The 14,391-nt window shown below is 63.7% G+C and carries 11 protein-coding genes; 2 read left to right on the forward strand and 9 right to left on the reverse strand.

Annotation, left to right across the window (positions count from 1 at the left end):
* Positions 1–400: 400 nt before the first annotated feature.
* Positions 401–1,828: a sodium:solute symporter family protein gene (locus MKZ40_RS07955; RefSeq protein WP_175090137.1), complete on the reverse strand. Its 1,428-nt coding sequence runs from the start codon at positions 1,826–1,828 to the stop codon at positions 401–403.
* Between the two features lie 186 nt (positions 1,829–2,014).
* Between MKZ40_RS07955 and MKZ40_RS07960 the strand changes: the two genes are divergently transcribed.
* The gene (locus MKZ40_RS07960; RefSeq protein WP_153635881.1) at positions 2,015–3,034 is read left to right on the forward strand and encodes a LysR family transcriptional regulator; all 1,020 of its coding nucleotides are present in this window, start codon (positions 2,015–2,017) and stop codon (positions 3,032–3,034) included.
* Between the two features lie 136 nt (positions 3,035–3,170).
* Here the strand turns inward: MKZ40_RS07960 and MKZ40_RS07965 are convergent, their stop codons facing one another.
* The 8 genes from MKZ40_RS07965 to MKZ40_RS08000 form a co-directional block, all read right to left on the reverse strand.
* A complete protein-coding gene (locus MKZ40_RS07965) occupies positions 3,171–4,697 on the reverse strand; it encodes an aldehyde dehydrogenase (RefSeq protein WP_175090138.1) in 1,527 nt (508 codons plus the stop codon).
* Positions 4,694–6,019 carry a Zn-dependent hydrolase gene (locus tag MKZ40_RS07970; RefSeq protein WP_175090139.1) on the reverse strand — a complete coding sequence of 442 codons (1,326 nt, stop codon included), beginning with the start codon at positions 6,017–6,019 and terminating at the stop codon, positions 4,694–4,696. The genes MKZ40_RS07965 and MKZ40_RS07970 overlap by 4 nt, the downstream gene beginning before the upstream one ends.
* Position 6,020: 1 nt before the next feature.
* A complete protein-coding gene (locus MKZ40_RS07975) occupies positions 6,021–7,754 on the reverse strand; it encodes a thiamine pyrophosphate-binding protein (RefSeq protein ID WP_175090140.1) in 1,734 nt (577 codons plus the stop codon).
* A gap of 168 nt (positions 7,755–7,922) precedes the next feature.
* Positions 7,923–8,744, reverse strand: a complete 822-nt coding sequence (locus MKZ40_RS07980) for an aldolase/citrate lyase family protein (protein WP_175090141.1) — start codon at positions 8,742–8,744, stop codon at positions 7,923–7,925.
* A gap of 3 nt (positions 8,745–8,747) precedes the next feature.
* Complete coding sequence (locus MKZ40_RS07985; RefSeq protein ID WP_175090142.1) at positions 8,748–10,037, reverse strand: TRAP transporter large permease; 1,290 nt, start codon at positions 10,035–10,037, stop codon at positions 8,748–8,750.
* Complete coding sequence (locus MKZ40_RS07990; protein ID WP_254627136.1) at positions 10,034–10,627, reverse strand: TRAP transporter small permease; 594 nt, start codon at positions 10,625–10,627, stop codon at positions 10,034–10,036. The genes MKZ40_RS07985 and MKZ40_RS07990 overlap by 4 nt, the downstream gene beginning before the upstream one ends.
* A gap of 2 nt (positions 10,628–10,629) precedes the next feature.
* Positions 10,630–11,622: a DctP family TRAP transporter solute-binding subunit gene (locus tag MKZ40_RS07995; protein ID WP_175090143.1), complete on the reverse strand. Its 993-nt coding sequence runs from the start codon at positions 11,620–11,622 to the stop codon at positions 10,630–10,632.
* Positions 11,623–11,974: 352 nt separating this feature from the next.
* Positions 11,975–13,282, reverse strand: a complete 1,308-nt coding sequence (locus MKZ40_RS08000) for an aminotransferase class I/II-fold pyridoxal phosphate-dependent enzyme (protein WP_175090161.1) — start codon at positions 13,280–13,282, stop codon at positions 11,975–11,977.
* Between the two features lie 359 nt (positions 13,283–13,641).
* On the opposite strand from MKZ40_RS08000, the gene MKZ40_RS08005 reads away from it, so the two are divergent.
* Positions 13,642–14,346, forward strand: coding sequence for an alpha/beta hydrolase (locus MKZ40_RS08005; protein ID WP_217485894.1), 705 nt, complete (start codon positions 13,642–13,644; stop codon positions 14,344–14,346).
* The last annotated feature ends 45 nt before the right edge of the window (positions 14,347–14,391 follow it).

The following is a 14,391-nucleotide window of genomic DNA, read 5'->3' on the forward strand; positions in this document are numbered from 1 at the left end:
TCAGCCTTTTGGGCTTTCAAATTTCAATACGCAGTATTTGCCAGATTTATGTAAGAAAATATGTGTGTATTGTGCCATGACAACATGCGGGGATTGTGATGGGGAATAGGCCGATTGATGGCAGAAAAGGCAGGCAAGTCGTCGCAAGGATGGTGGGCAGTCGATCGCGAAAATCTTCCTGAAGCCATCTGCTCGCTCAGCAAGCTGGTCAAGAAGATAGTCAGTAGAATGGCGGGCATAAATCATCGAGTGAATGAAGCTGAACACAGGAAAGCCCCCGTTGCCGATGACCTCTTGTGAGTCTCGGCAACGGGGGCTCTCGGGTATTACATCACTGTCTGACACGCACTGAGTGCAACCGTTATCCTGGCCAGGCAGGTTATTGAGTCAGCATGGCCAGTCAGCGCGCCGCGGACTCGGTCGAGAGAGTCAGGCTCGGCTTGCGCAGCGCCAGCGGCATCAGCGCCAGCGAGACCGGCAGGCCGATCATCACCGGGTGCAGGCCGAAGGGATGGCCCAGCACCTGCCAGAGCACGGCGGTGGCCAGCCCGCCCCACATCATGATCACCCCGCCACGCGGGTCTGGCGTGCGACGGCACAGTGCGACCACCGTCGGCACCAGCACACCGCAGACCAGCATTGCGCTGCCGAGAATCCAGATATCGAGCAGACGCGGTGCATAGAGTGCCAGGCCCAGTGAAATCAAGGACATGGCGACCACCGAGTGGCGGCTCATGCGCAGCATGAAGGCATCATCGCGGCCCTTCATGCGCGGCTTGATGATGTCGTTGGCAATCGAGGACGCGCCGGCGATGAAGAACGAATCGGCGCATGAGATGATGGTCGCCAGCAGCACCACGACCATGCTGACCATCAATGGCAGCGGGAGTGTCGCCTTGATGATGGCGTAGAAGGACAGGTCCGGATTGGCCACCGCGATATCCAGGCCCAGTTTCGCAAAGGCGCCGATCAGGACCACGGCAGCGCCGACCAGCAGCGTGAAGACGATGGCGACGGCGTAGCCGGTGCGTGCCGCCTTGAGGCTGCGTGCGGCCCAGAAGCGCTGCCACAGGTCCTGGCGCACGAACTGATAGGCGCCGATGGTCAGCATGTAGACTGCCAGTTCATGACCCGAAATGCCGGTCAGGCTCAGGAAGTCAGGGTTGCCTTCGGGCATGGGTGCCGCGCTGATGAACTCCCAGCTGCCGCTGGCGTAGTAGACGGTGACCAGCAGGAAGAAGATGCCCAGGGTCTGCAGGGTGCCCAGGATGGCATCTGACCAGATGACCGCCATCAGGCCGCCCAGCCATGTCTTGGCGGTCAGCAGTGCCCAGGTCAGCAGGATGCCCACCGGCAGTGCCAGGCCGAACACCAGCTTGAGCACCGTGGCCACGGCCACGAACTGCATGCCGGTGATGGCCGCGTAGGCACACAGGATACTGAGCAGGGTCGGCACCCTGACGCCTTCGCCAAAGCGACTGACCAGGAAGTCGGCCAGTGTCACCATGTTGAGGCGCTCGCCTTCGGCGTGGATCCTGCCGATGAAGAAGTACAGCGCGATGCCCGCGAAGGTCATGCCCACCGGCAGCCACAGCTGGCCCATGCCGAAGGTGTAACCCTTGGAGACGAAGCCCAGCAGGGTAGAACCGCCGACGGCGGTACCGATCAGTGTACAGATCAGCGGGAAGGTCGAGGTGGAACGGCCTGCGACATTGTAATCATCATAGGTCTTGATGTGGCGGAAGAAATAGAGCGAAAGCCCCATCAGAAATACGCCACATGCTATGATCATGATCGAGAGAATGAAGGTTTCTCTGGTATCGAACATCGTCGTGTTTTCCGCTTTATTGATTTTGTATTGATCGTCATTGCTGTCTTGAGTGAGAGGGAATATATCACTCGAGGGCAGACGTCGGTGACGCGGTGCTGACTTTATTGCTATCTGGGTGTCGGCGAGAGTGCGTTTCATTGCGCTCTTGCCGGTCGCGCCACTTTCGGGACAGGAACAATCACCATGCGACCCATACATGACACGCTGGACTGGAACCTGCTGAGAACATTCATCGTCATCGTCCAGGAGGAAAGTGTCAGTCGGGCCGCGGCGCGTCTCTACCTGTCACAGCCAGCGGTGAGTCTGTCACTCAAGCGCCTGGAAGAGCGCCTGGGGCAGCGTCTGATCGAACGGGACAGTCACAGCTTTCGCGTGACGGGGGCGGGGCAGGTGGTCTATCGCGAGGCGGTGGAGATCTACGCCAACGTGGCGCGTCTCGCCTCTGAGGTGGGCAACAGTCATACGGAGATTTCCGGGCATGTCTCGCTCCTGTTCATCACCGGCATCGAATGCCGATTCCTTGATAGCGTGTTCGCGCGCTTTCATCGCTGTTTCCCCCAGGTCACTTTCTCGATCCAGGAAATGTCCAGTCACGAGGTGCAGCAGGGTCTGCTGCAGCGCCAGGGGGCCTTGGGTATCTGTCTGGCCCAGCAGACGCCCGAGCAGCTGATGTCTCAGGTGCTGGCGCGCCAGAGCTACCGCTATTTCTGTGGTCGCATGCATCCGTTGTTCGGTCAGCAGAATCTGCCGCTGGAGGCGCTGCGCAATGAGCGTTATGTCTCCTTTGGCAGTGAGCAGCTCGATGGCGTGCTGTCACCGCTGGCGATGTTCCGCGCCCGCGAGGGCTTGCAGGGCCCGGTGATCGGTCAATCCAGCAGCCTGCAGGAAATCCGCCGTATGGTGCTGGCCGGCTGGGGCATCGGCTGCATGCCGGAACACACCGTGCGGCGCGAGATCGACGAAGGTCAGCTCTGGCCCTTGCCACCCTACGGGGGCGTGGCCGATATCGATCTGCACCTGATGTGGCACCGTGAAGCGCGTTTCAGTGCCGCCGAATCCACCTTTGTCGACTTCCTGCACAACGCGCTGGCCAAGGTGCCGCTGGAAGAACGCTTGCATCGTGGTCTCGAAATGCAACTGCCGGACACGAATGCCGTGCTGGCCAGTGACGGTGCGCCGGGTGGTGATACGCCCGCCACTTGAGTCACCTTTGAGACAAGTTCAAGACGTTGTGCTGGAGCCCGTCCTGCAGCGTGTCCTGAAAGGCCAGCGCCGCTGTCACCAGAGAGTCCGGGTGGCAGCGGCGCTTCGGGGCTACCCGCGTTGGTCGACCGACGTCTCAATAGGCCAGATTGATCCAGGTGGTCTTCAGGTCGGAGTACTTGTCCAGCGCGTGCAGCGACTTGTCACGCCCGAAACCGGACTGCTTGACGCCACCGAAGGGCACGCTGATATCGCCATCGGCGTAGCAGTTGACCCACACCAGCCCTGCCTTCAAACGCCGCGAGACACGATGGGCACGCGCCAGATCGCGTGTCCACAGACCAGCGCCCAGCCCGTAGATGGAATCATTGGCCAGTTCGATGGCTTCTTCTTCGCCGCTGAAGCGGGTCACGCCGAGCACCGGGCCGAAGATTTCCTCGCGCATCACGGTGCTGTTCTGGCCGCCTTCCACGATGGTCGGCTCAAGATACCAGCCGCCTGAGGTGGCATCGCTGGGCGCGATGGCACGGCCGCCCTGGTGCAGCGTCATGCCTTCCGAGAGCGCCGTCTCGACGAAGCCGAGCACCTTCTCGTGGTGGTCCGCACTGACCAGTGCGCCCATGCGCGTGGCCGGGTCGAGCGGGTCACCGGCCGGCATGGCACGGGCGCAGGCGATCAGGCGCGGCATGAAGTCATCGAAGATGGCCTCATCGACGTACAGGCGTGAACCGGCGATGCAGACTTCGCCTTGATTGATGAAGATGGCATCGGCGGCGGCGCGAGCGGCCTGGTCCAGGTCCGGGCAATCGGCGAACACGATATGCGGCGACTTGCCGCCACACTCCAGCCACACACGCTTGAGGTTGGAGTCGCTGGCGTAGCGCATGAAGCGCTTGCCGGTCGCGGTGGAGCCGGTGAAGGCCAGCGCATCGACTTCCATGTGCAGGCCAAGCGCCTGACCCGCTACCGCGCCCAGGCCTGGCGTGACGTTGAACACGCCCGCCGGAATGCCGGCTTCATCGGCCAGCACCGCCAGACGCAGCGCACTCAGGCTTGAGGCTTCGGCCGGCTTGAGCACCACGCTGTTGCCCAGCGCCAGCGCCGGCGCGAACTTCCAGGAGGCGATCATCAGCGGGAAGTTCCACGGCACCACCGCCGCGACCACGCCCAGCGCTTCACGGGTAATGGTGGCGTGCACGTTCTCGCCGGTAGGCGCGATCTCGTCGTAATGCTTGTCGATGGCCTCGGCGTACCAGGCCACCGAGCGCGCGGTTTCCGCCAGATCGAAGCCCAGGCTGTCGCCGATCGGCTTGCCCATTTCCAGCGTCTGCAGCAGGGCCAGTTCTTCGGCATTGTCGCTGATCAGCTGGGAAAAGCGCTGCAGCACGGCCTTGCGGGCCTGGGGGGACTGACGCGACCACACACCGGAGTCGAAGGCGCGACGCGCGGCCATCACGGCGCGGTCGATGTCCTGCTCGGTGCAGGCGGTGACATGCGCCAGCACTTCACCGGTGGCCGGGTTATATGCCGGGAAGGTGTCGCAGCCGGTGCTTTCCACATAAGCACCGTCGATGAAGGCACGCGTCTCGAAGGTCAGCGCGGCGGCGCGCTGCTGCCAGTCGGCATGCGTCAGCGGAACGGAGGTTGCAGTGGTTGCGCTCATTGGGCGTTCTCCACGGTGGTAGTGTTGGTGCTGACGACACCGGCGCGCTTGAGCATCGCCAGCAGCAGCACATTGGCACCGGCTTCGAGATCGGCAGGCTCGGCGTTCTCGCTCTCGTTGTGGCTGATGCCGTCTTCGCAGGGCACGAAGATCATCGCCACCGGATTGATACCGGCGATCTGCACGGCGTCGTGACCGGCGCCGGTTTCCATGTCGCGGAAGCTGAGTTCCAGCTCCTGGCTGGCGCTGCGCACCATCTCGACCAGTTCCGGCGCGAAGGGCGTCGGCGGAATGTGCTGGACCTCGATCAGTTCGATATCGACGCGCTGCCTGTCGCTCTGGTTGGCGGCGTGATGCTTGAGGCACAGCGCCTTGAGCTGGTCGTGCATCTCGGCGAGCACCGCCGGTTCCAGGTGGCGCAGGTCGACGCTGAAGCGCACCTGGCCCGGAATCACGTTGCGCGAGTTGGGATGCACATTGAATTCGCCACAGGTGACGCGACCGTTGGGCTGATAGGCATCGGCCAGCGTCAGGATGTCGCTGACCAGCGCGCAGGCGGTCTTGAGCGCATCGCGGCGGTAGGGCATCGGTGTCGGGCCGGCGTGGGCTTCCTGACCGCTGACCACCACGTCGAACCAGTGCAGACCCAGCGAGCCGGTGACGGCACCGATGGTGATCTCTTCCTGCTCCAGCACCGGGCCCTGCTCGATATGCGCCTCGAAATAGGCGCCGAAATCGTGGCTGCCCACCGGCACGTCGCCGGCATAGCCGGTGCGCGCCAGTGACGCGGCAACGCTGTCGCCGTCGCGGTCGGTGGCGGCCAGTGCCTTCTCAAGCGGAATCAGGCCCGCATGCACCCCGGACCCCATCATCACCGGCACGAAGCGGCTGCCTTCCTCGTTGGTCCAGATCACCACTTCCAGCGGGGCTTCGGTCTCGATGCCGTGCTCATCCAGCACGCGCATGACTTCCAGGCCAGCCAGCACGCCGAAGCAGCCGTCGAACTTGCCGCCGGTGGGCTGTGTGTCGATGTGGCTGCCGGTGGCGACTGGCGGCAGGCTGTCATTGCGGCCCGGGCGACGGGCGAAGATGTTGCCGATCTCGTCGACGCGCAGCGTGAGGCCTGCGGCCTCGAGCCAGCCGGTGACCAGCTCGCGGCCGGCGCGGTCTTCTTCGGTGAGTGCCAGGCGGCAGTTGCCGCCCTTGGGCGTCGCGCCGATCTCGGCCAATGTCATCAGCGCGTCCCACAGGCGCTTGCCATCGACGCGCAGGGCGAGGGAGTCCAGCACGTCTTGAGTCGCTTGAGTTGTGGATGTGCTCATGTCAGATACCTCCCTTGTCGTTGCGTGTCAGAGCATCTTCACGGATGCCGCTGAGCAGCTTGCCCGGGGCGATGCCGTCCGGGTCATAGCGCAGCTCGATCAGGGCCGGCAGACGCTCGCGGTCGGCAAATTCCAGCGCGCGCGTGAAGCTTTCCTCGAAGTCCTCGTCCTTCTCCACCACCTGACCCAGGCCGCCGTAGGCGGTGACCAGGGCGGCGAAGTCCGGGTTGGTGAAGGTCAGCGCGATCTCGCGGCCCGGGAAGTCGTTTTCCTGGTGGGCACGGATGGTGCCCCACATGCCGTTGTTGAACACCAGCACCACGATGCCCAGACGATATTGCAGCGCCACGCCCAGCTCCTGCAGGTTCATCTGGAAGCAGCCATCACCGGCGTAGCAGACGGCGGGGCGTTCCGGGAATTCCAGCTTGCTGGAAATGGCGGCTGGCAGGCCGTAACCCATGGAACCGACGGTCGGGGCCAGCGAGCTGCCCAGGCCACGGAAGCGCACATAGCGGTGGGCGTAGAGCGCGTAGTTGCCGGCGCCGACGCTGATGCAGCCCTTGCCATCGAGAATGCGGTCGACGGTCAGGCTGACCTTGTCCAGGCTCAGCGGACCCGGCGACGGCTGCTCTTCCAGCGTGGCCAGATAGGCGGCGCGCGCCTCGCGGGTAATGTTGGACCAGCGCGGGGCGCTATCCGGTGACAGGGTGGCGAGCGCCAGCGCGAAGCCGTTGACGTCGGTATTGATGGCCAGCGTTGGCTGATAGACGCGGCCCAGCTCTTCCGGGTCTGCATAGATGTGCACCAGTTTCTGGGTCGGCACCGGCGACTGGATCCAGCTGTAGCCTTCGCTGGTGGCCTCGCCGATACGGGTGCCGACGGCGATCACCAGATCGCTCTCGACCAGCTGCTGGCGCAGTGCGTCATGCATGCCCATGCCGACGTGACCGGCGAATTGCGGCAGTTCGGCATCGACGCACTCCAGACGGCGCCAGGCGACACCGGTGGGAATATCGAAACGCTGGGCGAAGCCTTCCAGCGCGACCTGGGCATCGCGGGTCCAGCCGCTGCCACCGACCATCAGGAAGGGGCGCTCGGCGCTGGCGAGCAGGCGCTTGAGCTCATCCAGTTGCGGCTGTCCCGGGTAGGTGGCAAGACGCGGGTGCGGCTTGACGTCCGCGACCTGGGCTTCGCCCCACAGGGTGTCTTCGGGCAATGCCAGCACCACCGGCCCCGGACGGCCGCTGCGCGCCACCTGATAGGCACGGGCGATGTATTCCGGAATGCGTGAGGTGTCGTCGATCTGCGCGACCCACTTGGTCATCTCGCCGAACATGCGGCGGTAATCGATTTCCTGGAAGGCTTCGCGCTCGATGAAGTCACCACCGACCTGACCGATGAACAGGATCATCGGCGTGGAGTCCTGATAGGCGGTGTGCACGGCGATGGAGGCGTTGGTCGCGCCCGGGCCACGGGTAACGAAACATACGCCCGGCTCGTTGGTCAGCTTGCCGTAGGCTTCGGCCATGTAGCCTGCACCACTTTCCTGGCGACAGACGATGGGCTCGATGGCGCCCTTGTGCTCATTGAGCGCATCGATGCACGGCAGGTAGCTTTCGCCCGGCACCAGGAAGACACGCCTGGTGCCGTGCAGACGGATCTGGTCGACGAGGATCTGCCCGCCATTGCGCAGCGGCAGGGTGGAAGCGGAGGAAGTGTTCGTGGCCTGAGTCATGGGAGTGCTCTCGTTGTTGTTGAGAAATCAGTGTTGAGAAATCAGTGTTGAGAATTCGATGTTGAGAAATCGGTGTTGAGACGCAGCTAGTGTTGAAGCGGCAATGAATTCGGTGCGCGCTCGGCAGGGCCGCCTTTCAGAACTGCGACGCGGTGCTGTCGGCGGGCATCAGGTCACCGCCCCATCAGCGGGCCTCGGGCCAGCGCCGCGAGCGGGCATCGGGTCACCGCCGCGAGCGGGCATCAAGTCATAGAGCGCCTCGAGCTGTTCGGGGTGGATGACGCAACGCGCCTGCAGCCCCTGCTGATTGGCCCAGTGCTGGTCGGTGCCCAGCCCGTGTTGCCAGCGCCATGGGCCATCGATGGCCAGTCGTTCATGGCGCTGGCAGACCTTCGCCAGCCGCGCGCGCCACGGCTTGAGGGTCTCGGTGATGGTGGCGACAGGCTGGTCGGGCATCAGGCCCAGATCCGCAGCCAGATCTCCGGTACCGATCAGTGCGCCCAACAGGCGTGGCGTATCATCGCCGGCGGCGAGCAGTTCCTCGGCGGCCATCAGTCCGGCCTGGCTTTCCAGTGTCGCGATGCTCTTCAGACTGCCCCGTGGTAGGCCGTGCAGCTCTTCCTGCTCGGCCAGGGCGTCATCCAGCGCTGCCAGCTGGGTGCGTTGCTCGACGGCAGGCAGGAAGATGGCGGCGGGAGTCCCGCTGGAATCGCCTTGGGTGGTGCTGATCAGTTCGGCCAGCTCGTCATGTCCGCCGTGCGTGAGCGGGTTGAGACGCACGCACGGCCACACCTTCAGGGCACGGGCGCGTCTGGCGAAGTCGGCAAAGCGACTGATGGCAAGCTTGCGTCCGGTGGCCGGGGTGAACTCCTCGAGATCGACGACGATGGCATCGGCGCCGCTGGTGAGGGCGGCCTGCAGACGGGCGTCGTCGTCACCCGGCACGAACAGCCAGCGCTGGGGAAGCTTGTGGTCCATGGCGGTGGTCATCACTCAGCCCTCCATCAGGTTGGGCAGGAACAGCACGAGTTCCGGGATGAAGGTGATCAGCATCAGCACGGTCAGCATCGCGCCCAGCATCAGGCCCAGCGGACGCAGCGAGTCGCTGACGTTTATCCCGGCAATGCGACAGGCGGCCATCAGATCGATCCCCAATGGCGGCGTGTTGGCGCCGATGGCCAGATTGACGGTCAGCAGCACCCCGAAGTGCACCGGGCTGATGCCGTATTGCGCCAACAACGGCATCACGATGGGCGTCACGATGATGATGATCGCCACGCTTTCCATGAAGGAGCCCAGCACCAGCAGCACGGCGGTCAGCAGCAGCAGGACGCTGATGCGGCTGTCGGTGAATTCACCGATCAGCTGGGCGATGGCCTGCGGCACCTGCTCGTAGGTCAGGCCCCAGGCGAACATGCCGGCCGCCCCGATGATCAGCAGGATGGCGCCGGTGGTCTCGGCGGTCGCGCGGACGCTGTCCAGGAAGCCGCGCCAGGTGAGGCTGCGATAGACACAGGTGCCGATGATGATGGCGTAGAGAATCGCGGAGGCGGCGGCTTCGGTGGGCGTGAAGACCCCGAAGCGGATACCGCCGATGATCATCACCGGCACCATCAGGGCCGGCATGGCGCTGAGCAGGGCACGGCGACGCTCGCCGGGCACACGGGCCGCGACACCACCCGACCAGCCATGCTTGCGTGACAGGTAGAGGGCGACGCCGACCAGCGCGACGGTCAGCATCAGTCCGGGGGTGATGCCGCCCATGAACAGCTGGCCCACCGAGGTATTGGAGGTGGTGCCGTAGACGATCATCACGATGCTGGGCGGAATCACGGTGCCGATGGAGCTGGCGGTACCGACCAGCGCACTGCTGAAGCCCTTGTCATAGCCGTTGCGGGCCATGGTGGGCAGCAGCATGCTGCCGATGGCGATCACGTCCGCCACGCCGGAGCCGGACAGCGCGCCGAACATCATGCAGGCGAGAACCGCGACCACCGCCAGGCCGCCGCGGATGTCACCGACCATCGCCATGCACAGGCGTACCAGGCGTTCGGTCAGACCGGCGCGGTTCATCAACTGGGCGGCGAGCACGAACAGCGGGATCGCCAGCAGGGTGAAGCTTTCCATTCCGGCCACGAACTGCTGCGCCGAGACCATCATGGGCGCGGCACCAAAGGCCAGCAGGTAGAAGAGGGCCGACATCAACAGCGCGAAGGCGATGGGGATGTCGATGAGGATGCCGAGCGCGAAGACGCCGAGCAGAGCCAGGGCGCCGAGTGTCATGGGGCATCTCCTTGGCGAGATGAAGCGTTGTCAGACGCAGTGGTATCCGTCTCGTGAACCTCGGCTGCGATGGCCGAAGGGCTCAACAGATGCTCAAGCTGGATCAGGGCCATTGCGGTGCAGCACAGCGGCACGGACAGATAGACGATACCGGCCGGAATCTGCAGCGCGGTGGTGGTCTGGCGCATCGTGATGGCGGTCAGGTCCATGCCTGCCTTGGCCAGCATCAGCAGCATGATCAGGATCATGGCGTCAGTGATGCGGCCGGTGATGCGCTGGATACGCACCGAGTGCACCAGCAGCGGCAGCAGGCCCGCACTCAGGTGAGTGCGGTTGCGGGTGCAGGACACCGCGGCCAGCAGGGTGGTCCATACCAGTACCAGCTGCGGCAACTCTTCTGCCCAGTGCGGCGGCTGACCCATGACCCAGCGCATGAAGACGGTCCAGATCACCAGTGCCGACAGCGCGGCGACTCCGCTGGCAGCCAGGGCCAGACAGCCCCGGCAGCTCCAACGTGAGAGGGTGATCATCAAGGTACGCAAGGCACACAACACGGCCTGCGGCTTGACGGAGGGAGAGGCGGAAGACATCGTCACTCGCCCTTGCGGTATTGCTCGACCAGGCCCATCAGCTCAGGCCCGAAGACGTCGGTGTACTCGGCCCAGACACCCTGCACCTTGGCATTGAAGGGCGCGGTATCGACCTCGTTGACCTGCATGCCGGCCTCCTCCAGCTTGGCCACCAGTTCGGCGTCATCCTTCTGGGTCATCGCGCGCTGCTTGTCACGCCATTCGTCGGCGCTCTTCTGCACTGCCGCCTGATCCTGCTCGGAAAGCTGGTTCCAGGTGAAGTTGGACATGGTCAGACACGCCGGTGCCCAGACGTGACCGGTGAGGGAGACGTAGTCCTGCACTTCGCTGAAGGAAGAGGAATAGATGATGGCCAGCGGGTTTTCCTGGGCATCGAACACGCCCTGCTGCAGCGCGGAGTAGAGCTCACCGAAGGACAGCGGTGCGGGGCTTGAGCCCAGCGCGGTGAAGGTATCCAGACGCATCTTGTCCGGCGTGACGCGAATCTTCAGACCCGCGAGGTCTTCCGGGGTGGTGATGGGGCCACGGTTGTTGGTGACGTGACGGAAGCCGTTCTCCCACCACGACAGGATCTTCATGTTGTGCTCGTCGGCGATGTCCTCGAGCGCATCGCCCAGCTTGCCATCGTAGGCTGCGTAGGCGTGTTCGCGGTCCGGCCAGGAGTAGGGCAGTTCGACGATGCCGAAGCGGGCATCCAGCGGCTGAAAGGAGCCACAGCCGATCACGCCAGCTGGCACACTGCCGATCTGCATGCCTTCGACGACGGTCTTCTCGTTGCCGAGCTGACCACTGGGGAAGACCTGGAAATTGACGCGGCCATCAGTGGCCTCGGCGACATCCTTGGCGAAGCCTTCCGCCGCGATGTTCCAGCTATGGGTGGGCGCCAGCACGTGGCCGAGCTTGATATCCTGGGCCTGAGCGGCGCTCAGCGGCAAGGCGCAGGCCACCGCGATGGCGGTGGTCAGCAGAGCTGGCTTCAACTGGACGGATTTCATCGGGACACCTCTTGGAGTTGTTATCATCGTGACAGGCGCCTCTGTGTGCGCCTTGAGCCAAGAGTGTGTTCTGCTCGTGTATTTCGGTAGTTTCGATTTTTTATTCTTGGTATTAACCAGATTTATGCTGGGTCTGGATGTCCCGCCGATCTGACGGTTCAGCTGCATATATACCGTTATCTTTCTTGTCGTCACTTGCAGGTCTGGCAGACCTGAGAGAAGTGCAGTCATCGGGATACGCAACACAAGGCGCCCGCGAAGAAGCGAGTCTTCGCGGGCGCTGAGATATGACTGAGACTGCCTGGTTGGCGTCTCAATGTCGCCTGACTGTCGTTTAGGAACCGCTCCCGCGTCAGGCCACCGCCTTGTCCAGTGCCTGGCTGACATCGGCGATGATGTCGTCGATATGCTCGATCCCCACCGAGATGCGCACCAGATCCGCCGAGACGCCGGCCTTGGCCAGTTCTTCCTCGTTGAGCTGGCGGTGAGTGGTGGAGGCCGGGTGACAGGCCAGTGACTTGGCATCGCCGATATTGACCAGGCGCAGAATCATCTGCAGCGCATCGATGAACCTGCCGCCGGCGATGCGCCCGGCTTCGGCCTTGTCGTCACCTGTCGCGTCCGTCTTGATGCCGAAACTGATGATGCCGGAGGCCTTGCCGCCGGTGATCTTCTGACAGGTGGCGTGATAGGGGCTGTCCGGCAGGGCACCGTAGTTGACCCAGCTGACGCTCGGGTGCTGTTGAAGGTATTCGGCCAGTGCGAGCGCATTGCTGCAGTGGCGCTCCATGCGCAGGCTGAGGGTTTCCAGGCCCTGCAACAGCAGGAAGGCACTCTGCGGTGACAGTGCCGCGCCGGTATTGCGCAGCGGCACCACGCGGCAACGCCCGATATAGGCAGCCGGGCCGAAGGCTTCGGTGTAGACGACGCCGTGGTAGGAGGGGTCCGGCTCGTTGAGGATCGGGAAGCGGTCCTTGTTGGCGACCCAGTCGAACTTGCCGGAATCGATGATGATGCCACCCACGGTGGTCCCGTGGCCGCCGATGTACTTGGTCAGCGAATGGATCACGATATCGGCGCCGTGATCGAAGGCGCGACACAGCACTGGCGTGGCGACGGTATTGTCGACGATGAGCGGCACGCCATGTTTGTGGGCGATCTCGGCCAGACGCGCGAGATCGACGATGTTGCCGGCAGGGTTGCCGATGGATTCGCAGAAGACGGCGCGGGTCCTGTCGTCGATCAGTGCTTCGAGGCCTTCGAAATCATCGAAGGCTGCCATGCGTACCTCGACCCCCTGACGCGGCAGGCTATGGGCGAAGAGGTTGTAGGTGCCGCCATACAGCTGGCTGGTGCTGACGATGTTGTCGCCGACCTGTACCAGCGCCTGGATGGCATAGGTGATCGCCGCCATGCCGGAGGACACCGCCAGCGCCGCGATACCGCCTTCGACGGCGGCCATGCGTTGCTCCAGCACGTCATTGGTCGGGTTCATGATGCGGGTATAGATGTTGCCCGGCACCTTGAGGTCGAAGAGATCCGCGCCGTGCCGGGTATCATCGAAGGTGTAGGAAGTGGTCTGGTAGATCGGCACCGCTGCGGCCTTGGTGGTGGCTTCCGAGGTATAGCCGTGATGCAGGGCGAGGGATTCCAGCTTCATGTTGTCAACCGACATGACAGTGTCCTTGTGCGAGAGCGTGGCGAAGTTCTTGTTCTGTCGTGCGCTTTTCGTTCGTGCTGTTTGCTATCGTGCGGCTGCGATCTGCCGCCAACACCAACAGGGGCGCATACCGCGACGACGCCCAACATTAGCAATGGGTCATCAGGATGTCTAAGCGTTTCCCGGCGCGGGCTGTGGCAGTGTCTTGAGAGCGACAGCTCGGAGATTCCATCATGGTGGGCACAGGAGACATGGATGTGACATCACAAGACATCATATGCCAGCAGAACTGGTTGCAAGGCCCGTATGGTGCGTTGTTCGTGGCCCGGTGGCAGCCTGCTGTCCCGGACAATCACCCAGTGCGTGCGCCCATCATTCTGCTGCATGATTCACTGGGCTGCGTGACGCTGTGGCGAGGCTTTCCTGCAACGCTGGCGGCCAGTAGCGGACGCGAGGTAATCGCCTACGACCGGGCAGGCTTCGGCCGTTCGGAGGCACGCCATCACCCCATGCCGCTGGATTTCATCGAGCAGGAGGCTCGCGGCGACTTGCAGGCCGTGATCGAAGGGCTCGCGCTGGAGCGCTTCATCCTGCTTGGCCACAGTGTCGGCGGGGGCATGGCCATCGCCGGCGCCGCGACACATCATGCGCGTTGTCAGGCTGTCATCACCCTGGCGGCGCAGGCGATGGTCGAGGAGCTGACCCTGAGCGGTATCCGTGAAGCGCAACGCCTGTTTGCCGAGCCCGACCAGCGCGCACGACTTGCCCGATATCACGGCTCCAGGACCGAGTGGGTGCTCAGCGCCTGGATCGATAGTTGGCTGGCCCCCGCTTTCCGTGACTGGTGTCTCGATGCCTCTCTGGCAGCGTTGCGTTGTCCGCTGCTGGTGATCCATGGCGCGCAGGATGAGTACGGAAGTGCTTCCCAGCCGGCGCGCCTGACCGAGAACGCGGGGCGCGGTGCTGAGCTGCATCTTCTCGACGACTGCGGACATGTTCCGCATCGCGAACAGCCAGAGGAAGTGATGACACGACTTGTCCGCTTCCTTGCCGCTTGCGTCTGACATCCAGCGCCTTGCCCCGACCGTCCCCCTTGCATGTCGACTCAC

The sequence above is a fragment of the Cobetia sp. BMC6 genome (assembly GCF_029991385.1).
Classification (GTDB): domain Bacteria; phylum Pseudomonadota; class Gammaproteobacteria; order Pseudomonadales; family Halomonadaceae; genus Cobetia.